The sequence below is a fragment of the Prevotella sp. oral taxon 313 genome (assembly GCF_003043935.1).
Lineage (GTDB): Bacteria > Bacteroidota > Bacteroidia > Bacteroidales > Bacteroidaceae > Prevotella > Prevotella jejuni.
Map to the genome: position 1 here is coordinate 25,846 of NZ_PYXE01000002.1, position 21,487 is coordinate 47,332.

General features: G+C 40.1%; 17 protein-coding genes. 6 read left to right on the plus strand and 11 right to left on the minus strand.

Annotation, left to right across the window (positions count from 1 at the left end; genetic code table 11):
- Positions 1 to 81: 81 nt before the first annotated feature.
- The 3 genes from AXF23_RS14230 to AXF23_RS14240 are packed head-to-tail and all read right to left on the minus strand — an operon-like array spanning position 82 to position 2,796.
- Positions 82 to 654, minus strand: a complete 573-nt coding sequence (locus tag AXF23_RS14230; protein WP_107625928.1) for a LutC/YkgG family protein — start codon at positions 652 to 654, stop codon at positions 82 to 84.
- Positions 647 to 2,029 carry a lactate utilization protein B gene (locus AXF23_RS14235; RefSeq protein ID WP_089366393.1) on the minus strand — a complete coding sequence of 461 codons (1,383 nt, stop codon included), beginning with the start codon at positions 2,027 to 2,029 and terminating at the stop codon, positions 647 to 649. Before AXF23_RS14235 ends, AXF23_RS14230 begins: the two co-directional genes overlap by 8 nt.
- Before the next feature lie 35 nt (positions 2,030 to 2,064).
- Positions 2,065 to 2,796: a (Fe-S)-binding protein gene (locus AXF23_RS14240; RefSeq protein WP_107625929.1), complete on the minus strand. Its 732-nt coding sequence runs from the start codon at positions 2,794 to 2,796 to the stop codon at positions 2,065 to 2,067.
- A 189-nt stretch (positions 2,797 to 2,985) separates the two neighbouring features.
- Between AXF23_RS14240 and AXF23_RS14245 the strand changes: the two genes are divergently transcribed.
- The gene (locus AXF23_RS14245; protein WP_107625930.1) at positions 2,986 to 4,854 is read left to right on the plus strand and encodes a DNA topoisomerase 3; all 1,869 of its coding nucleotides are present in this window, start codon (positions 2,986 to 2,988) and stop codon (positions 4,852 to 4,854) included.
- Between the two features lie 458 nt (positions 4,855 to 5,312).
- Here AXF23_RS14245 and AXF23_RS14250 read toward each other — a convergent pair whose 3' ends face one another.
- From AXF23_RS14250 to AXF23_RS14270, 4 genes are all read right to left on the minus strand, one after another.
- Entirely contained in the window at positions 5,313 to 5,768 is a 456-nt protein-coding gene (locus AXF23_RS14250; protein WP_107625931.1) for a hypothetical protein, read from the minus strand.
- Positions 5,769 to 6,551: 783 nt separating this feature from the next.
- Positions 6,552 to 7,694 carry a cytochrome d ubiquinol oxidase subunit II gene (locus AXF23_RS14260; protein ID WP_107625933.1) on the minus strand — a complete coding sequence of 381 codons (1,143 nt, stop codon included), beginning with the start codon at positions 7,692 to 7,694 and terminating at the stop codon, positions 6,552 to 6,554.
- Positions 7,691 to 9,226 carry a cytochrome ubiquinol oxidase subunit I gene (locus tag AXF23_RS14265; RefSeq protein ID WP_089366399.1) on the minus strand — a complete coding sequence of 512 codons (1,536 nt, stop codon included), beginning with the start codon at positions 9,224 to 9,226 and terminating at the stop codon, positions 7,691 to 7,693. The genes AXF23_RS14260 and AXF23_RS14265 overlap by 4 nt, the downstream gene beginning before the upstream one ends.
- A 76-nt stretch (positions 9,227 to 9,302) precedes the next feature.
- Positions 9,303 to 9,518 carry a DUF4492 domain-containing protein gene (locus AXF23_RS14270; protein ID WP_089366400.1) on the minus strand — a complete coding sequence of 72 codons (216 nt, stop codon included), beginning with the start codon at positions 9,516 to 9,518 and terminating at the stop codon, positions 9,303 to 9,305.
- 193 nt (positions 9,519 to 9,711) lie between these two features.
- On the opposite strand from AXF23_RS14270, the gene AXF23_RS14275 reads away from it, so the two are divergent.
- The 4 genes from AXF23_RS14275 (at position 9,712) to AXF23_RS14290 (ending at position 15,302) form a co-directional block, all read left to right on the plus strand.
- Positions 9,712 to 11,217, plus strand: coding sequence for a TolC family protein (locus tag AXF23_RS14275; protein ID WP_107625934.1), 1,506 nt, complete (start codon positions 9,712 to 9,714; stop codon positions 11,215 to 11,217).
- A gap of 118 nt (positions 11,218 to 11,335) precedes the next feature.
- Positions 11,336 to 12,322 carry an HlyD family secretion protein gene (locus AXF23_RS14280; RefSeq protein WP_107625935.1) on the plus strand — a complete coding sequence of 329 codons (987 nt, stop codon included), beginning with the start codon at positions 11,336 to 11,338 and terminating at the stop codon, positions 12,320 to 12,322.
- Between the two features lie 344 nt (positions 12,323 to 12,666).
- On the plus strand, positions 12,667 to 13,848 hold the full coding sequence (locus AXF23_RS14285; RefSeq protein ID WP_107625936.1) for an ABC transporter permease: 1,182 nt from the start codon (positions 12,667 to 12,669) through the stop codon (positions 13,846 to 13,848).
- A 155-nt stretch (positions 13,849 to 14,003) separates the two neighbouring features.
- Positions 14,004 to 15,302 (plus strand): ABC transporter permease, encoded by a 1,299-nt coding sequence (locus AXF23_RS14290; protein WP_107625937.1) that lies wholly within the window; start codon positions 14,004 to 14,006, stop codon positions 15,300 to 15,302.
- A 747-nt stretch (positions 15,303 to 16,049) separates the two neighbouring features.
- Here AXF23_RS14290 and AXF23_RS14295 read toward each other — a convergent pair.
- The 4 genes from AXF23_RS14295 to AXF23_RS14310 all read right to left on the minus strand — a co-directional run bounded on the left by AXF23_RS14295 (position 16,050) and on the right by AXF23_RS14310 (position 19,690).
- A complete protein-coding gene (locus AXF23_RS14295) occupies positions 16,050 to 16,814 on the minus strand; it encodes an SDR family oxidoreductase (RefSeq protein WP_107625938.1) in 765 nt (254 codons plus the stop codon).
- 115 nt (positions 16,815 to 16,929) lie between these two features.
- Positions 16,930 to 17,802 (minus strand): DMT family transporter, encoded by an 873-nt coding sequence (locus AXF23_RS14300; protein ID WP_370445517.1) that lies wholly within the window; start codon positions 17,800 to 17,802, stop codon positions 16,930 to 16,932.
- Positions 17,792 to 18,715, minus strand: coding sequence for a DMT family transporter (locus tag AXF23_RS14305; protein WP_009011139.1), 924 nt, complete (start codon positions 18,713 to 18,715; stop codon positions 17,792 to 17,794). The genes AXF23_RS14300 and AXF23_RS14305 overlap by 11 nt, the downstream gene beginning before the upstream one ends.
- Positions 18,716 to 19,033: 318 nt before the next feature.
- Positions 19,034 to 19,690, minus strand: coding sequence for a hypothetical protein (locus AXF23_RS14310; RefSeq protein WP_107625940.1), 657 nt, complete (start codon positions 19,688 to 19,690; stop codon positions 19,034 to 19,036).
- 633 nt (positions 19,691 to 20,323) lie between these two features.
- On the opposite strand from AXF23_RS14310, the gene AXF23_RS14315 reads away from it, so the two are divergent.
- The gene (locus AXF23_RS14315) at positions 20,324 to 21,319 is read left to right on the plus strand and encodes a 2-hydroxyacid dehydrogenase (protein WP_199222214.1); all 996 of its coding nucleotides are present in this window, start codon (positions 20,324 to 20,326) and stop codon (positions 21,317 to 21,319) included.
- The last annotated feature ends 168 nt before the right edge of the window (positions 21,320 to 21,487 follow it).

Sequence of the window (21,487 nt, forward strand, 5' to 3'; positions counted from 1 at the left end):
TCCTTGCAAAGTTAATAAAAAAAGTCGTAATCATCCCCTAACGACTCGTTATATTTCTCTTTTTGACAAAATTAACGTTTATCACATTATGATGACAGTAACACCTCTGGCTGCTTGTGCACCCATAACAAGCGCTTGTTCGATATCTGCAGTCTTGCTCGGACCTGATATAAAGCAGCCATAACCATAATCAGTCATGTGAATTTTCTTGTAAGCTTCGTGCATGTTATTGACTATTTTATCACGTTGTACGAGAATAACAAGATTCTCTGAGATAAAACAAACGACCCTTTCTTTCATCGTTTGTGGTACCCATACACATCCATTCTCAGCCACAGCAATATCGCCTTGGATAATGCCGACATCCGTTCCGTTTAGGTCTTGTGCCTTGGCAACAGTATCAGGATTAAGGTCTGCCTTTATCCCTTCTACGTTAGAAGCTAATACTTTTGCATCTGGATAAGCCTTTTGTATTAATTTATTGATATCATCATCAGCCTTTGCTTCAATAACTTCACAACCAACAGTGTGGCTCATCTCAATGAACTGCTGTACTACATCTTGATATTTAATACCTTCCATCATTTTCTCAGGCATATCAAAATGTTGTTTAGTATTGCGACGCAATTTATTAAATAGTTCTTCTTTATTCATGTTTCATTTCCTCCATTGCGTGCTTAAATATGACATGGAAAGGCTTTTTCGCAAACTTTGGCATTGTATGACCAATGCTCCATGGATTAAGCTTTATATCCATTAGCGATTCTGGTATGTGATTGGCAACTGATGAATTACGAAGTAAAGCATCATAAATATGATAGTTTTCGTAAACAACTTTCATACCTTCTGCCATCACCTTCTTCTCTTTGTTCTCTGTTCCATACGTTTCAAGGCTCTGACGCCAGCGATAAATCTGACTTCCAGGGGTTACCTTTGCAGGACAAACGCAGTCACAACTCAGACATAATGAGCATGCTGACACATTACCACTGTGCTGTTTTGGATTCTTTAGCATACCAAGGTCAACTCCAATAGGACCAGGAATAAAGTAACTATATGAATAACCTCCAGAACGACGATAGACAGGACAAGTATTCATACATGCACCACATCGAATACATTTCAGTGTCATCCAATGTTCTTTATTAGCAATCATGTCACTACGACCATTGTCAACTAAGATTACATGCATCTCACCTCCTGGTCGAGCCTTACGGAATTGAGAGGTAAAGGCAGTTGATGGTTGTCCCGTACCGCTACGTGCCAATAAGCGTTGGAACACTGCTAAAGAGTCATAATCAGGAATCACTTTCTCAATACCCATAGCAACGATGTGTAGCTTTGGTATTGAAGTTGACATATCAGCATTACCTTCATTGGTGCAAACAACACAATCTCCTGTTGCAGCAACACCGAAGTTACAACCCGTCAATCCTGCTTCTGCATCCATAAAATCACCTCGAAGGTTCTCACGTGCACAACGAGTGAGATAGGCTGGGTCGTGATTGCCTTTCTCCTTTGATATTCCCTTTTCTTCAAACATCTCCCCTATCTCATCACGAGTCAGGTGAATAGCTGGCATAACAATATGTGCTGGTTTCAGATGCATGAGTTGGAGAATACGCTCACCAAGGTCGGACTCAACTACATTTATACCTCTCTTAATAAGATAAGGATTCATCTCACACTCCTCGGTAAGCATAGATTTAGACTTAACGAGCTTCTTTACTTTATGAGACTCAAGTATCCCATAAACCATTTCGTTGAACTCCTGTGCATCTTTAGCAAAATGAACAATAACACCATTACGCTCCAGACTATTGGTGAATTGCTCTAAATAGTCTGCTAAATGGGTTGCGGTGTGTTCTTTAATACGACTTGCATGCTCGCGTAAGTCCTCCCATTCTGGTAGCTGAGCCGCAGCAGCATCTCGTTTCTGACGTAATGACCAGAATGTGCGGTCGTGTCGTTCAACCTTCTTAGGGTTCTTCAGAAACTCTTTTGCTCTTTTTGAATGATATGTTGACATAACTTTGTTGTCCTTCTATAAACCTTTTATATATATCATAAACCTGCAGCCAAGATCTCAGCTACGTGCATGAACTTGATTGGATAATGGTTCTTTGCTGCTATGCCCTGTATGTGCATTAAGCATGAACTATCCGAACCTGTAATAATCTCAGCACCTGTATCCATGTGACGTTTCACCTTATCGGTACCCATAGCCGTGCTAACATAAGCCTCTTCGACAGCAAACATACCACCAAAACCACAGCACTCGTCCTTACGATCAGGTTCTTTTACGGTAATACCTTCCTTTAGTTTTAATAACTCAACTATCTTATTAGTAGGTTTCTCTTGAAACTCTGAAGGCGTACTAAGTGTTAACTCACGTACACCATGGCAAGAGTTATGAACTGATACGACATGAGGAAAACTTCCAGGGAGTTCCTTTACCTTCAAAACATCATGTAAGAACTCTACTAACTCCACTGTCTTCTTAGGGGTCTGACACTCATGGTCGAGTATCTGTGGATAATTAACACGCACAAAAGCAGCACAAGATACACTTGGTATAACTACATAATCAAAATCCTTAAACTTATCCTCAAAACGCTCAGCGAGATGATCAGACATACGCTGGAAACCACCGTTTGCCATAGGCTGACCACAACATGTCTGGCGTTCGGGATAGACTACATCTACTTTAAGCTTTTTCAAAAGCTTATAGGTTGCTACGCCTACATGTGGGTAGAGTGCATCGACGTAGCATGGGATAAAGAGTCCAACTCTCATAATTTTATCTTTTCTTGTTCGTTTCTTTGCTACAAATTTAGATAAAATAACTTAGATAGAAAAAGAAAAACGCAAAAAAAGATAGGTATGAAAAACAGTTTAGATCTCCTATCGAATATTTTTCTTACCTTTGCAAAGGTGAAAAGAAGGAGTGTAAGGTATAGGAAGAGATTTGATATAGTATAAAGCATGAAAGTTTGCATAGCCGAGAAACCAAGTGTAGCTAAAGATATTGCCCGTATCCTTGGTGCGAATAGCACACGTAACGGGTATATGGAGGGCAATGGATATCAAGTAACATGGACCTTTGGCCACCTTTGTGAGCTAAAGGAACCACATGACTATACCCGTAACTGGAAGTATTGGAGCCTTGGGTCTCTGCCCATGATTCCTTCACGCTTTGGTATTAAGCTGATTGAAGACGAAGGAATAAAAAAACAATTCGATGTTATAAAAGGTCTTTTTCAGGCTGCTGACGAGATTATCAATTGTGGTGATGCTGGTCAGGAAGGTGAGTTAATCCAACGATGGGTTATGCAGAAAGCGGGAGTAAAGTGTCCTGTAAGACGACTTTGGATTTCGTCTATGACGGACGATGCTATTCGTGAGGGATTTGCCAACCTCAGAGACGAAGCGCAATATCAACCCCTCTACTTAGCTGGCTTATCTCGTGCTATCGGTGATTGGCTTTTGGGAATGAACGCAACACGCCTTTATACGTTAAAGTATGGCAATAATAGCTATGGTAGAGGGCAAGTGTTGTCTATTGGTCGAGTTCAGACACCAACCTTAGCACTCATCGTTCAACGACAGAAGGAGATAGATAACTTTAAGCCAGAACCTTATTGGGTATTGGCTACAGTCTATCGTGACACACAGTTTACGGCTACAAAGGGTAAGTTCACCTCTAAGGAAGAGGGCCAAAAAGCTTTCTCTACGATTGAGGGAAAGCCGTTTACGATTACAAGTGTCACTAAGAAGAAGGGTTCTGAACTGCCCAAACAGCTTTATGACCTCACTTCTCTACAGGTAGATTGTAATCGTAAGTTTGGTTTCTCTGCTGAGATGACACTTAATACAATCCAAACTCTATACGAACGCAAGCTTACTACTTATCCACGTGTTGACACACAATTCCTTTCTGATGATATTTACCCAAAGTGTCCACAGATTATGAACGGACTCTTTCAGACTGCCTTTGCTGGTAAAAAGCCTTATGCTGACATCGTAAAGGCGTTGGGTGGCAAGCCTTTACCTAAGACAAAGCGTGTCTTTGACTCCTCAAAAGTGACGGATCACCATGCTATCATCCCGACAGGTGTACTACCACAAGGGCTGACAGATGCTGAACAGAAGGTATATGACCTCATTGCTCGCCGCTTTATTGCTGCTTTCTATCCCGACTGTAAGTTCTCTACGACAACTGTATTAGGTGAGGTGGACAAAATAGAGTTTAAGGTCTCTGGCAAAGAAATCTTGGATTTAGGTTGGAGAGTATGCATAGATACGTCAGCAGGTACTTCCTCTACCCCATTGGATGAGGGACAGGAAGGAGCAGCAACTGGCTCACCATTACTACCAAACTTTAAGAAAGGCGAATCAGGACCGCACACCCCTACTCTAACAGAAAAGCTTACTACTCCACCAAAGCACTACACTGAGGCCTCTTTACTCCGTGCAATGGAAACGGCTGGTAAGCTTGTTGAGGACGAAACCCTGCGTGCAGCCATGAAAGAGAACGGTATCGGTCGACCTTCTTCACGTGCAGGAATTATTGAGACGCTCTTCAAACGCCACTATATCCGCCGTAAAAGAAAGAATATAGAGGCTACAGAGACAGGTATTGCACTTATTGATACGATTCACGAGAAACTTCTTACATCAGCCGAATTGACGGGTATCTGGGAGAAGAAACTCCGTGATATTGAAGCTAAAAAGTATGATGCCTCTCAATTTATCAACGAACTGAAAGAGCAGTTGACTAATATTGTTAATGACGTATTAGCTGACAATTCTACGCGAAAGATTGGTGAGATTGAAGATAATAAAGGGAAGTAAAGCATTGTTTGTAATGCTTCCATCGAGATAAAAATCTTCTGATAGGTGACGTGATTTAGGTCTTCAAACAAGTGAAATATTATAGCAAAATATACAAGAAAAGTTTTGTTTTAAGTTGCTGTCACATTTAACATTTCACGTAACAGTACTGTAAACTAACGTGTTAAGTATTGACTTTGACTGATAGCAATGACAGCAAAATTGGTTTTAAGTTAGATCTCTTTTTGTCAGTACGCAGAGGAAGAGTGGTTATGGATTTCAATTATCATAGAGAACTCAAACAATTTCGGATGAAATGTGAGTAGATGCAATAAAGGACCAGCTGCTATATCATTTGATGTGTTGGATGAACATGAAATAACAGCAATACTGTTGTATATTATGTTATGTATTGATAGAATTATTTATTAGCAGAAACAGTGTACTATTATTCATTAAATTAGCTCATTTTTAATGATTTACATCTTCTTTACATACCAATCATTGCCTACATACTTATACTCTTGTTTATGTTCTTCAAAAAGATATAAGCTATCGTGATAGTCTTTCTTTATTTTTATATAGTCAATGCCATTAGAAATTACTCTTATTATCTTCCCATTATCTACACGACAATATGATAAGTTTAATCTTTTGTAAGTCTTAATAAACTTCATAATCTCTTTATTTTGTAAGGGATAGTTTTTTGGCCTTTTTACTATTTTTAGAGTCTTGTCAACAAACACAAGACCGCTACCTTTCGTCTTAAATGACTCGAAAAGTATCATATCAGCATCTCTATTATAGATTAGGCACCCATCTAAGCTACGATAATCATATTTTGTTATCTGACTATTATAGCTTACTTCGGACGAACAACTGCCGAAGAGAAATTGAGATAGAAATAAAAGCAATGTCAATATCTTAGAATTCATGTTGTTGTTTTCTGCAAAGATATAAAACTTCTTTTCTAAATCAAAATATCAACTTCGTTCTTTTAGAAACTTTCGAGAAATGGATTGATTAAGCTAATGAAAGTAAGATATTGAGAAGAAACAGTAGTTTCTATGAGCTCTATACAGATGCAAAAATTTGATACTCTGATGAGAATGAGATTATTGTTGCATCTCTTCAAGACTATTAATAAAAGGAGTAAAAATACTATATGTGTAAGTGTGAATTGTAAAGATGTTTCAGTGATAGTTTCTTTCTTTATTCGAGAAAAGCTCGGTGAGGAGACAAGAAGAGGCCTTTTTACGTTCAAGAACATGCCCTTCTTGCGTGTTAAAGACGCCCTTCTTGGGGCATGAAGAGCATCTTATTCATAGCTATTCATAACATTCTGTTTTATTGACTGTTATGAGCTTTGTTGTTATAAAAGATATACTCCTGCGTTAAGGTTGTTTTGTTTTATGCTTTGTAATATTATTTTACTGTCTTAAAGACTTTTTCGAGGTGTGAAATGATTACTGAGGTTCATCTATGGAGATATAGATAAATGTAGTAGTGTGTGTTTTTTTTTACAGAGCAATGCAGAGAGTATTCTTATTCGGTTACAGATGTTTACCTGTATTAAAGGATGGCTATTCGTATACCCTTTGTCTACCTAAACCTTGGGAAGCTAATGCTCTGAAAGAAGAAAGGGCGATAGAAGTCCGTTATCGGATACCTCTATCACCCTTTTAGAATTTATCTGAAAAAAATAGGAGTACTATATCTTAGTAAGCATGGTCGTCCTCAGCAATTTCCTTACGGTCAATAGCCTTCTTGTCGATTGCTCGCCAAGCATAAACTATGTATGCCAAAACGAATGGAACAAGGAAGCTAACATAGAACATTGCCTTCAATGTGAACTCACTTGAAGAGCTGTTCTTAAGTGTCAATGAGCTTTGGAGTTCGGCTGTTGATGGATAGTAAGCTGTGTTGTTCCATCCTGCAATGAGGAAGAGGACCAAAACAACCAATACAACACCAATACCTGCAGGCCAAATACCACGGACATACTCTGGCTTAAGAACAGTTTTAACGATTCCAAAAAGCAAGAGAACAACACCTACAAGCAGAATGATAGCCAATGGCCACATTGCTAATAAGTTGTTCAGATACTTCATTGGCTCCATAACGATAACGCCAGCTTCGTTTATTGCGTAGCCCTCGCCAACCAATGTAACAATCAGGAAAGGCAAGAAGAACAGTAAGAAGAGAACGGTGTTAACGAGCAACTGCTTGCGAACACGTCCACGGATAATGTCATCGTCCACATTATTATTAATATAGAGCGTGCCGAGGATACGTGCAAGGAATACTACTGAAATACCAAAGATAACTACCCAAGGATTGAGCAGTACGTCAAGTCCACGTGAACCATTTGCCCAATGAGAGATAACAGGCTGCATGAAGTCAGTAATGTTACCTTTCTCTACGATGAAATTAGAACCAGTAAAGAAGGTTGCAACAGCTCCACCTAAGAGCAAAGGACCAAGAATACCATTGATAATCAATCCGATCTGGAAGGTACGAACGCCAAAGAGATTGCCTGCCTTGTTCTGGAACTCATAGCTGACAGCCTGAATGATGAATGTAAACAGTATCAACAGCCATACCCAATAAGCACTACCAAAACTCGTACTATAGAACAATGGGAATGAAGCAAAGAATGCTCCGCCGAATGTTACAAGTGTTGTAAAGGTGAACTCCCACTTACGACCTGTTGAGTTAACGAGCATGCGACGCTCTTCTTCAGTCTTACCTAACTGGAAAATCATGGAGTTTGCACCCTGTACGAAAAGTAGGAAGACAAGCAGTCCACCTAAAAGTGAGATAATGAACCACCAGTAGTGTTGCAAAAAATCGTATGTCATAGTTCTGGTCCTTTCTTAATTTGCTTACACATAATACTTACTTCGACTGCTAACATTGCAGTAAAGAGAACAAGGAAGAGGAAGAAGGTGAATGCGATACCGCCACTTGAGAGGTCGCTCACTGCTGCCCATGTTGGAAGCATGTCCTGGATGGTCCAAGGCTGACGGCCAAATTCGGCAACAAGCCAGCCACACTCACTGGCAATATAAGCCAATGGGATGAGTGCAATACCCACCTTCTGCAACCAGCCAAAACGGGTAATGTCTTTTCTATAAACGATGAACAACATCAGTGCAAACACAGCGATGAAAAGGCATCCAAGCCCAACCATGATGCGGAATGACCAGAAATTAATAGGAATGAATGGTACAATCTGCGTAGCATCTTTGATGTATCCATAACCAAAGTACTTCATGTCCTTTTCAAGAACCTTGAGGTTAGCCTCTTTGTTCTTACCGGCACGATAGTCTTTGAGGGCTTGAATGGCATTACGACCACGTTCTTGCTTCTCCTTCAGAGATGGTTCCTGTGTGCCGTCAGCCTTCTTATAACCACGGATAATATCCTTTACACCAGGGACATAACCATGAGCATCCTTTGTTGCAAGGACAGAAAGCATGTTAGGAACCGCTATTCGCATAGGTGGCTCGGTCTGCTTCATATAGTCAGGCTGGTCGAATGGGTTTACCCAAGCTACTGCTGTTAAACTCTGATCGTTACCTCCTTCATAGAGAGCTTCCATTGCTGCAAGCTTCATAGGCTGTGACTGTGCTACCATATAAGCAGAGTTGTGACCTGTAGAACCTGCTAAAAGAGAGGCTACAAGACCAACAGCTGCACCCACTTTGATACTTGCTTTTGCAAGTTCAATATGACGTTTACGAAGCAGATACCAGCAACTTACTGCAACAGTGAATGCTGCTCCTAATACCCAAGAAGATGTAACAGTGTGTGTGAACTTGTCGATTGCGAATGGACTCAATGCAACGTCGAGGAACGAGGTCATCTCGTTGCGCATCGTATCGGGATTGAATGTACAACCGATAGGATATTGCATCCATGCGTTTGCTACGAGAATCCACCATGCTGAGATAGTTGCTCCTAAGCCAGTAAGCCATGTTGAAGCGAGGTGGAAGCCAGCTGAAACCTTGTTCCAACCGAAGAACATCACTGCAACGAAGGTTGACTCCATAAAGAAAGCCAGGATTCCCTCGATGGCAAGTGGTGCTCCAAAGATGTCACCAACGAACCAAGAATAGTTGCTCCAGTTAGTTCCGAACTCGAACTCAAGGATGATACCAGTGGCAACACCCATGGCAAAGTTAATACCAAACAATCGCTGCCAGAAACGAGCTGCAGTACGCCAAAACTCCTTTCGAGTGCGATAATAACAAGTCTCCATGATTCCCATTACGACAGCTAAGCCCAGTGTCAAGGGAACGAAAAGCCAGTGATAGATGGCTGTCAGCGCAAACTGTGCACGTGACCAGTCAACAGTGCCTGGATCAATGGCTAAAAGTAGGTTTTCCATTGCTTTTTGTTATTTGTAATAATGTTATAAATTAAATATATATACTTGATTCTTTAAGGTGGTGACGTAAAGCAACTCATCGCTTCATGAGCTGTTGCTCGATGAATTCACCTTCTTTTCCTGCCTTTGCATTCTCCTTAAGAAAGTTCGGGAAGAAGAATATCTTTAAAACAAGAAACATGATAGCCAGTTTGATAATGATAACTGTCCACAACGTTTTGCCCAATGTCATGTGTCGAAAACCATCGTAATAGAGGTCAAAGACACGGTAAAAGAAACTGCTTTTGTTCACTGTGTGAAATGTTTTCGTACTTGTATTTTATACAAAAGGATTGTGCAAAGATAATCAATTATTTCTAAAGTTGTTCTAAAACTCCCTAAAAATAGACATATTTTTGTATTTTAATGAATAACAACTGCAATTCTCTTGCATATCAATCTAAAAGCACTAATTTTGCAGATAGTACTTTCAGTGATATTTAATAATGATGAAGTTATTTACTATAGCAGTGCTATTGGGGTCATCTTTGTGTGTTCAAGCACAGGAGGTGTACTCGTTACAAAAGTGTAGAGAGTTGGCTTTGCAGAACAATCGGCAACTGAAAATCTCGAACATGACTGTAGATGTAGCAGAAAACACGCGTAAGGCGGCTAAGACTAAATATCTACCACGTGTAGATGCACTTGCTGGTTATCAGCACTTTTCACGTGAGATTTCACTCCTTAGTGATGATCAGAAGAATACTCTGAGCAATCTTGGAACAAATACCTTTGGGCAGTTAGGTGGTCAGATAGGCCAAAACCTTTCCTCTTTGGCACAGCAAGGTGTTCTTAGTCCACAGGTGGCTCAGCAGCTTGGTCAGCTCTTAAGCAATGTTTCTACACCACTCACTCAAGCCGGTAATAACATCGGTCAAAGTATTAATGACGCATTCCGTTCAAACACGAAGAACGTATATGCCGGTGGAATTGTAGTCAATCAACCTATTTATATGGGTGGGGCTATCAAGGCAGCGAACGATATGGCGGCTATTGGTGAGCAGGTTGCACAGAACAATATCAGCCTTAAACGACAGTTAGTACTCTATGGAGTCGACAATGCATATTGGCTTGCTATCTCTTTGAAGAAGAAGGAAGCGTTAGCTATTCGCTATCGTAACTTAGCACAAAAGCTGAATGAAGATGTCAAGAAGATGATACGTGAGGGTGTTGCTACTCGAGCTGATGGATTGAAGGTTGAGGTAGCTGTTAACACAGCTGATATGCAAATCGCTCGTATACAAAGTGGTGTTTCATTGGCAAAGATGGCCTTATGCGAACTTTGTGGACTTGATTTGAATGGTGATATACAATTGTCTGATGAAAGAGAAGCCGACCTCCCTCCTACTCCTTCAACCCAGTTTGATAATTACATCATCCCTGCTTCAGACAGTACAAGACTTAATGAGACTCGTCCAGAGCTACGCCTTTTGCAGAATGCGGTTGATATGAGCAAACAGAATACCAAACTTCTTCGCTCGCTTTATCTCCCTCATATACTTCTCACAGCCGGTTATTCTGTATCAAATCCTAATCTTTTTAATGGCTTTCAGAAACGTTTCACGGACCTATGGAACATTGGTGTAACTGTTCAAGTACCAGTATGGACTTGGGGAGAAAACAAATATAAGATACGTGCAAGTAGGACTGCTACAAGTATAGCACAGTTAGAAATGGATGATGTACGTAAGAAGATTGACTTAGAGATAGAGCAGAACAGACTCCGTCTTAAGGATGCTAATAAGCAACTTGCGACGTCTCATAAGAATATGGCTGCCGCTGAAGAGAACCTTAGATGTGCAAATGTGGGTTTCAAAGAGGGTGTTATGACGGTAACAGAAGTTATGGCAGCGCAGACTGCATGGCAGACTTCACGTATGGCAATCATTGATGCTGAGATCAGTGTTAAGCTGGCTCAAGCTGGTTTACAAAAGGCTCTTGGTGGCTTATAAAGTGTGTTTAAACCATGAGACAGGTCTTTAAGAGATAGTTGAAAGGTCATTAACACATATACAAGAAGTTAAATTAAGTAGAATAAATACGTAACATATAAATTCAAACCACAATAATATGTCAGCAAAATCACAACATAAGAACATACTTTTAGCCGTTCTGGGCTTTGTATCTGTGGTAGTCATCGTAGCTGTCATTGGTTATTTCACCATTGATCGTACAGAGGATACCATCCAAGGAGAGGTAGAAGTAAGCGAATACCGTGTAGCTTGTAAGTTCCCAGGACGTATCACAGACATCAAAGTAAAGGAAGGTGATGTCGTTCATAAGGGCGATGTCCTTGCAACATTGGCTATTCCAGAGGCAAGTACACAGGAGAAAGTGGCTGAAGCAGCGGCTGGTGCAACAGATGCATTGAGTGCTTTGGCAGAAGGTCCTACACGTCGTGAGACCGTTGAAAGTGCTTATCAGGTTTATCAGCAAGCTATAGCAGCGAACGGTATAGCCGAAAAGACTTATGGTCGTATGCAACGTCTATATGATGAAGGAGTAATGAGTGCGCAGAAACGAGACGAGGCTATGGCAGCATACGAAGCGACGAAGGCTGGTGTAGAGGTTGCTAAATCACAGTGGGAACTTGCTAAGAACGGTGCTCAACGTGAGACGAAAGAGGCTGCAAGAAAGCAGGCGCAGGCTGCCCGCTCTGCTGTTGATGTTGTTCGATCAGTGTTAAAGGAGACAGTACAGCGTGCTACTGCTGATGGAGAAGTTGAGACAATCTATCCAAAGGTAGGCGAACTTGTCGGCTTAGGTAGTCCTATCATGAGTATATCTATGGTCGATGATATATGGGGAACATTCAATGTACGTGAGGATCAACTTAAGGATATGAAGGTTGGAACTGTACTGAATGCCTACGTTCCTGCGCTTGATAAGAATATAGAACTGCGTGTAACCTCCTTAAAAGATAAGGGGTCTTACGCCGTATGGAAGGCAACAAAGACTAATGGCCAATATGATTTAAAGACATTCCAAGTAAAGGCTAAACCAACAAAGAAGGTTGAAGGGTTAAAACCTGGTATGTCTTTGATATTAAAGAAGTAGGCTCGCTCTCTACGCTCTCGGGGGAGGTGAGCTACCTAAGGAGATAAGTTTAATGAAGGTTTCGTGCTTTCCTTAGAGTTTCTTCCTTAGAGGTTAATCATCAGATAATGGCAATAACACCCCTCTCCCACCCTCTTCTATGCTATTTTTTACAATCATCACGCATTGAGTTGTTAACAAATAGCAATGGCGTTGAGGCTTGACACGCATATTCAAAACACTTATTTCGCCAAGTGACTATAACGTTTTATAATTATAAAGACCATCCTTCCAAAGGCTATTAAAGCCATTCATCGCTTCTAACATACCTTTATAAAAGGAGTTACAAGAGTTTACTAATTATAATGAAGAAATTAGGTATATATATAAGAAGACTTATCAATCTCTGGGCTCGTGAAGTTGAATTGATGATACACAACCCCATCTACATCTGCTGTATGGTGGTCTTCCCCCTTATTGTCATCTTCTTCTTTACTTCTTTGATGAGTACAGGACAGCCAGAGAAGCTCCCATGTGGTGTAGTCGACCAAGACAACACTTCAGTAACACGTGCAATGATTCGTCAGTTGGATGGTCTTCAAGGAACTCAGGTAGTAGGACATTATAACAATGCAACCGAAGCGCGTAAGGCTATACAGCGTAATGAGATATATGGTTTTCTCTATATTCCAGAAGGAACAACGGCTAAACTTGTTTCTCAACGCCAACCTGAAGTGTCTTTCTATTATAGTAATGTGACACTCGTAGCAGGTGGTATGTTGTTTAAAGACCTAAAAACAGTTACTACTCTGACCTCAGCAGCTGTCGGCGCAGCGAAGTTACAGATGCTTGGAAAGACTCCTAACGAGATTAAAACAATCATACAACCGATAGGACTTGACGTACACATGATTGGTAATCCATGGATGAATTATAATGTTTACTTGAGTTGTATCATGATACCAGGTATATTAGTCCTGTTTATGTTGCTCATCACGGTCTATTCTATTGGTACTGAACTAAAGTTTGGACGGGCGAAAGAATGGATGTCTATGTCTGGTAATAATATTCTTATTGCACTTGCTGGTAAGCTATTACCACAGACACTTATCTTCTTAACCATCTTCTTAGGTTATGAGTGGTATGTCTATGGATATCTGAATTTCCCTCATCCAGGCGGACTGAGCATGATTGTTTTCCTTGCCATCCTTACTGTCTTATCCTCTCAAGGGTTTGGTGTGTTTGTCTTCGGCTTAATGCCTTCCCTTCGAATGTCAATGAGTATCTGCTCTCTTTGGGCTGTTGTTGGCTTCTCTGCCTGTGGTGCTACCTTCCCATTGTTCGCTATGGACGGTATGATTGAGGCCTTGGCACAGATTATCCCACTGCGACATTACTACATGATATATCAGATTTGTATCTTCAATGGTTATCCTTTAATTAATGCGTGGGTGAATGTTGTGGCCTTGGTAGCCTTTGCATCCCTTCCTATTTTGGTCGTTAGGAATATTAAGCGAGCGATGATAGAGTATGTGTATATACCATAAGACGGTATTTGTCTTACTAATCAATAGTCAGCAGAGGCAAATTTATATGCTAAATATGGCAACAGACAAAGTGTGATTATGGTTCATTTCACTATTAATTATTCATTACTACGTAGATAACCTTTCGTAGAAACAGACTCAATAAATTGTCAATTATGTCAGAAACAAAGAATACTACAAAGCCAAATAATAAACGGAAAGCAAGCTCAGGACCGCTGGGCTTCCTCTCTTCTCTTTGTTATATATGGTGGTTGGAGATGAAGAGTACGATTAAAGACGAAGGAGTTTTAATCTTCTTCCTACTTGTTCCTTTAGCCTACCCTCTGCTTTACTCATGGATATATAACAATGAGGTGGTGCGTGAAGTACCTGTGGCTATTGTTGACTTGTCTCATTCTGCCTCTTCTCGTGAGTTCATTCAAGACTTTGATGCGTCTCCTGATGTGCGTGCTGCTTACTATTGCAATAACCTACAAGAGGCCGAAGCATTAGTTGGAAAGCAGGTTGTACATGGCATACTTTATTTCCCAAGTGATTTTGATCTCACTTTACACCGTGGCGAAAAGGCTCACGTAGGAGTCTACTGTGATATGAGTTTAATGCTTACCTATAAAGCTATCTATCAGACAGCACTGGCAGTATCAATGGAGATGGGTACTGACATGAAGAAGGAGCAGTCCATGTCTTTTACAGAAAGAGATGAAGAGGTAAGTACAGAACCTATGGTTGTAGACGCAGAACCCATTTTTAATACAACAGGGGGATATGGTAATGCAATCCTCCCAGGTGTGTTAATCCTCATTCTACAGCAGACCTTGCTTCTTGGTATTGGTCTTTCTGCTGGTACAGCACGTGAAAACAATCGTTTTCAAGACCTTGTCCCTATTGGTAAACACTATAATGGAATTATGAAGATAGTACTTGGTAAGTCCTCTTGCTATTTCATGATCTATTGTGTTATGGCTGCATACGTAACAATGGCAGTACCCCATTTCTTCAACTTTACAATGCTTGCGCGTCCTGCTGACTTGTTTTGGCTTCTTTTGCCATACCTGTTAGCAGTAATCTTCTTCGGTATGACCATCTCTTGTCTTGTACGTTATCGAGAGAATGTAATGCTTTTGGTCGTCTTTACATCAATTCCCTTCCTCTTTCTTACGGGTGCATCATGGCCACAAAGTAGTATTCCTGGCGCCTGGCAAGGTGTTAGTTGGCTGATTCCCTCTACCTTTGGTGTGCGAGGATATCTGCGTATTGCATCAATGGGGGCAACAATTGATGACGTATTACCAGAAGTTCGTGCGTTATGGATACAAGCAGCTGTTTACTTTGTAACCACTTGCTTTGTCTACAGGTTCCAGATTATCAATGCACGTAAGCATGCTATCTCACACTATCAGATGATTCAAGACAGAATAAAGACTGCACGTGAGAAGAAACCTACGGGTAAATAATTATGTTGGAGTAAAGACTTTCGGATGTAATACACTTTGTAGACGAGTCGTTAAGGTCCTTCCGATAAAGGACGTGATTAGTGAGGTTGCCCTTATAAAGTAACTCATAAAAAGCAGATGGAATACTAAACATGACGACACAAAACGTTAAGATTTTTCAATAATCATTCTCCTCTCTATTCGAAGAGAGGCCATTATAGAAGCAAGAAGAGGCCTAATTGCATTTGAGAACATGCCCTTCTTGACTATAGAAGACGCCCTTCTTGAAGCAAGAAAGGCGTCTTCTTTGTTACTATTTGTAACCTTTTGATTTAATGAAAGTTATGAACTAAGGCTTAAGGGATAGTATATCTCTGAGATAAGGACGTTTAGCTTGACATGATGTAAAGATATTTTACAATGTTGCTAATGGCTCTCATAAGTGGAGACATTCTTAGTATGTCTCTATTGAGATGGTGTCAGATTTAGTAGAAGATTACATCTCTCACTTTAAGAAACAAACTTTTATACACTTGTTGATGCTATAGAGAATTATTAGGAATGTTTTAGACAAGAGTTTAAGTTTCTTCTGTCCTTAATAAAAACAATGAGAATACAGGTTTATACGTCTACTTTTATACATTTGCAATAGGCGTATAAACTTGCATCCTCATAATGATTGTATCTTTTTATCTCATCTTCGAGCAGATACAAAATCTCTGTGTAGATAATATAAGTAAGCTAACAAGGAGCTAAAGAAGAATGTGGTTACATCTTAGTCTCTCTATGTAGCACACTTCCACTTGCCTGATGGGTTGCAAGGACAAGCACTTCAGCTATCTGAACATGGGCAGGAGCGGAAGCAGCATAGAATACTACGTCAGCAATGTCAGCCCCTGTAAGAGGTTTAACTCCTTCGTACACCTTGTCTGCTCGGGCATCATCACCATGGAAACGCACGTTAGAGAAGTTGGTCTCAACCAATCCTGGTTTCACATTCGTTACTCGTACAGCGGTGTGTGCAAGGTCGATACGAAGTCCGTCGGTAATAGCCTTAACCGCAGCTTTCGTACCACAATAGACATTACCACCAGCATAAGCAGCATCACCAGCAACAGAACCGATGTTAATAATGTGTCCACAGTCACGAGCTACCATCCTTGGTACGACAAGACGGGTCATGGTTAGGAGTCCTTTAATATTTGTATCAATCATCATGTCCCAGTCTTCAAAGCTCCCTTCATACTCTGGTTCTAAGCCAAGTGCTAAGCCCGCATTATTAATCAAGACATCAATCTGCTGCCATTCTAATGGTAAACTTTTGATAGCTGCAGTAGCCGCTTTACGATTACATACGTCGAAGGCAAGTGCGAGCACCCTTACTCCGATTGCTTCAAGCTCTTTCTTTAGGTCTGCAAGGAGCTGGGCTCTACGCCCAGTAATGATGACATCGTATCCACCCTGTGCAAACTTACGTGCACAAGCTTTGCCAATTCCACTGGTTGCACCAGTGATTAATGCTATTTTCTTCATATTATGATTAAGTAATTATTCAAAGACTTTGTTCTTATGTCAGTGCATGATATTTCTAATCTGTGGTCGAGTTGACGAGAGATAGTGTCTTCTTAATGAGCTGAAATCCCCTATCTTATTTATTCGAGACAGCTACACCTATCAGAATCAATGCGCTTCCCACATACGCTATGGCCGTCATTGGCTCATTGAGGAAGATAGCGCTGGCCGCTACTGTGGTGATAGGGTTAAGATAAAGATAGTTTGATGAGGTCATAGCACCAATCTTCGCAATGACTAATGTCCACAGTACAAAGCAGAGGAAAGAGGCTACAAGACCGAGGAACAATAGGTTTAGGATTACTTTCGGCGTAAGAAGCATAGAGGTAGTAGCCGTCCATGGATCAAAGAGAAAGGCTGGCAGTACTGTCACAAGCCCATAGAAAAATATCTTACGGGTGATGAATACTGCAGAATAACTATGTGAAATCTTCTTCATCAACAAGGAGTAAACTGCCCAACATAGCGATGCTAATAAGGTGAGGAGGTCGCCCCATGGATTTAGGTGGAGTACGAAACTACCATTGAAGATGACAGTTGCTACTCCTAATAACGCTATCAAAGAACCAAGAATCAGCGACCAACTTGCTTTGATGCTCTTTACAAAGGTTATACCGAGTAGTACGGTGAGCAATGGAGCGGTACATACAATGAAACTAACGTTATTGACATAAGTTAGTCCTACGGCATAGTTTTCTGCGAGAAAGAATACTGATCCGCCCGTAATACCTAATAAAACCATGATTAATTCATCACGCCATGTACGAGAGAAGAGCTGGCGCGGCGAGATAAACCATATACAGATATAGGCAATGACGAAGCGTAGGAAGAAGATTTCCAACGGTGTTAACCCACTGTTATAAAGTACTTTTGTGTTAACAAAGGTCGTGCCCCATACGGCAACGATGGCAATGGCAAGGATATGCCAAAGGATGTTTTTATTCTTCATGATTGGCAAATTTTCTAAGAGGATTAGGTAAGGTTTTGCCCTTTGTGATAAGGAGTATTACGGAGGTTATGATGAGTACACTACCAATAACGACTGATGTCGTAAGTGGTTCGCCCATGAGTGCAATACCGATTGTCATTGCTGTCAATGGTTCAAAAGCACCTAAGATGGCCACACTGGCTGAGTCAATCAAGGTTAAAGAGCGTACTAAGGTAACATTACTGATAGTAGTTGGGATTAAACCCAATAGTATCAATGACAGGAAAGAGTCGGCAGTAGTGATTCTCTGTACGCCTCCTGTCGTAAATGTCGCATAAAGAATTAGTAGCAACATTGCCATAAAGAAGATATAGAAATTAACCTTCAAGGCTGGTAGTTTACTGATACGCATGTTGGGGAAAAGTACCATATAGATGGCATATAACAGTCCTGACGACATTGCAAGAGTGACGCCCCACATCGATTTAATACCATCTGTATGCCCTATCCCACCAAGAAAAGCCACTCCAGCAATGGCAAGTAAAATAGCTAAAGATATGCGAATTGTGAGCTTCTCATTAAAGAAAAGGATGAGGAGTATCTCTGTCCACACAGGATAAGAGAATAACAACGTTGTTGCTACACCACCTGGCATATATTCGTAACTGCTGAAAAGGCATACTGCCGACACTGCATAAAGGATAGAAAGGAACGTAATACGGAGCCCATCTCCCCATCGTATATGTAGATTCTGCCTACGCCATAGGAGGACAGCCATCATAAAGAGACATCCAAAAGCAAATCGATAGATCAATACTGACGGCAGTAACATACCTGACTCCATTACCGGAATGGAGAAAAGCGGTATTGTACCGAATGTTATTGCAGATAGGCTGGCATAGCCATAACCCTTTATGGTGGATGAATTATTCACGGTTTCTATGTGTGTTGAATATCTTTAATATGAATGCAAATTTACATAATTTTCTGTAATAATGCTGTTGAAAATCAATAAAAAAACATGTCTTGAGGTTAGTCTGATGCTTGTAGAATGGCTTATATGTGTTTTTTCTATTTTTATACTTCTAATATAAGATTTTAGTATAGCTTTGCTTGCTTGGAAACGCATGGGAGTGTATGGCTGACTCGTAAGTAGATGACTGTCTTAAACTTTTGCGTAAGCTGCTTTAAGGACACTGAACTAATAGCTAAACGCATTGCTTAAAAGTTGGTATTCCCTGTTTTCTTTCTTTCACTCATCTAAGACCCGAAATATAGAAAAGATAGGTATGTACCTCAAACCCATAGACTCTGTAATTTTCAAAGGAATATACTTCAACATTGTTGCTTCTTTGATAACTATAAAAGTCTTCTGTTGAAGCATTCTGTTAACCCAATAGTGCGACTCTACATCCCGTTTTTTTACATCCACATGATATAGAATCACATCCCCAGAAAAGTAATAACAAGCAATGAGCTGTTTATAATCTTTTTTCGAATAATACCAACAACCTGATGATGAAACGATGTTTCTATCGTAAGTATATTCAAATGGTGATAGTCCTAAATCATACTTATAAATGCCTTTCTGAGCATCTAATGCAAAGTCTTCATTAATGTATTGTTTATAGTCTGCCGTGTCCTTGGGATTTATAAACCTCCGAATACTGGCATTATCCTCTACTTTTACATAGAAAGGGTATGTCTTGCCGTTCACTGTTATCGTACGTCCTAAATGACAATAAGTGTTCTTTTGTTGTGAGTGGTGGTCAGGTAACGCATAAAAACTTTGTACAATCCCGTCTTGAATATGCATAATTTTTGCCGTTAATTGCGCATTCAATATAGTTGCTTGTAGTGAAAAGACTATGCAGAGTATTCCTTTGAGATAATATTTAAGGGTCTTCATTTCTTTTATTCAGTTTATGTTTGGCTTCATTTCTATGCAGTTTAATCCTATCGCATTACTTCTTAACCATATAGAAAGATGATTAGTTTGATGATAAACAGTTCACAAGGCAAAGATAAAGATTTCCAATTATAAACAACAATCTTATTAGCTGATTTTTTACTCTTTAGGCGTAATAAGGCTTAGAATGATAGGAATGGAGCCACTAAACAAGCAACAATTATTCCTTCCGTCCTGTGCTTGTATTCTTACCAGAATGTTAATATAAACATTTCACACTTAATTAGTTAAGAAAGAATGATAAATTAATGGATTAATATGAAAGTTTTGTTTTATAGAAGATGCCTACTGCCACCATAGCTATTAAGCCATAATAGAAAAGCCAACCGTTAGAATCTCATCAACTCCTCGTCTATAATAATGTTGACCATTCTCCTTGATCTATAAAAGGTAAATATTTGCAAGTATTACAAATTATATGTACCTTTGCACTGGACTAAGTATTTAAGTTGAATAACTTAGATATAAGAGATTACCTGAGGTCGTAAACGAATAAAGAAATCCCTTGACAATCAAAAAGAAAGGGATTATTTATAGTACATATAATAATTAATTCAAATTAGGTAAATAGCAATGAGGATAGCATTTTTCGACGCAAAGTCGTATGACATTGAGTCTTTCAACGAGGTAAACAAGGATTATAATTTCGATATTCGCTATTATCAAGAGCGTCTTAGTATAAGTACAGTACCTTTGGCAAAGGGTGCTGACGTGGTATGTATCTTTGTTAATGCAGAGTGTGACGCACAGGTTATTGACGAGTTGGTGAACAATGGAGTCAAACTTGTTGCTCTTCGCTGTGCTGGTTTCAATAATGTTGACCTCAAGGCTGCCGAGGGTCGTATTAAAGTAACACACGTTCCTGCTTACTCTCCACATGCTGTTGCAGAGTATGCCGTAGCCTTGATGTTGAGTCTTAACCGTAAGATTTATCGTGCTGTGAACCGTACACGTGAAGGAAACTTCACCTTACACGGTCTGTTGGGCTTCGATATGTATGGTAAGACAGCTGGTGTTGTTGGTATGGGCCGTATTGCAAAGGAACTTATTAAGATTTTGCACGGCTTCGGAATGAATGTTATGGCATACGACCTCTACCCAGATCAGGAGTTTGCTAAGCAATATGATGTTAAGATTGTACAGCTTGATGAACTTTATGCAAACAGTGATATTATCTCTCTTCACTGTCCTTTGACACCTGATACTAAGTTCCTAATTAATAAGGAGAGCATTTCTAAGATGAAGAAGGGCGTGATGATTATCAATACTGGCCGTGGTCAGCTTATCCATACAGAGGATCTTATCGAGGGATTGCGTACTAAGCAGGTGGGCTCAGCAGGTCTTGATGTCTACGAAGAAGAGAAGGAATACTTCTATGAGGACAAGAGCGACAAGATGATTGATGATGATGTCTTGGCTCGTTTGCTCATGGTTCCAAATGTAGTACTAACTTCTCATCAAGCTTTCTTTACCAAGGAAGCACTCTACAATATTGCAGTCTCAACCCTTAGCAGTGTGAAAGAACTCTCTGAGGGCAAGTCATTAAGCTGCGAGGTGAAGAAGTATTAAGTCTTTGATAATCCTTAGAGATTATAAAGGACAGTGTAAGCTTTATAATAAGGTGGATTGAAAAGAAATTTCTTCTCAACCCACCTTTTTCTATGTAATTTATTACTCCTTGAAAGATATAAGTACTATTTAACACGAAAACCTTTGTGATTGCATCAGTTTCGTTTA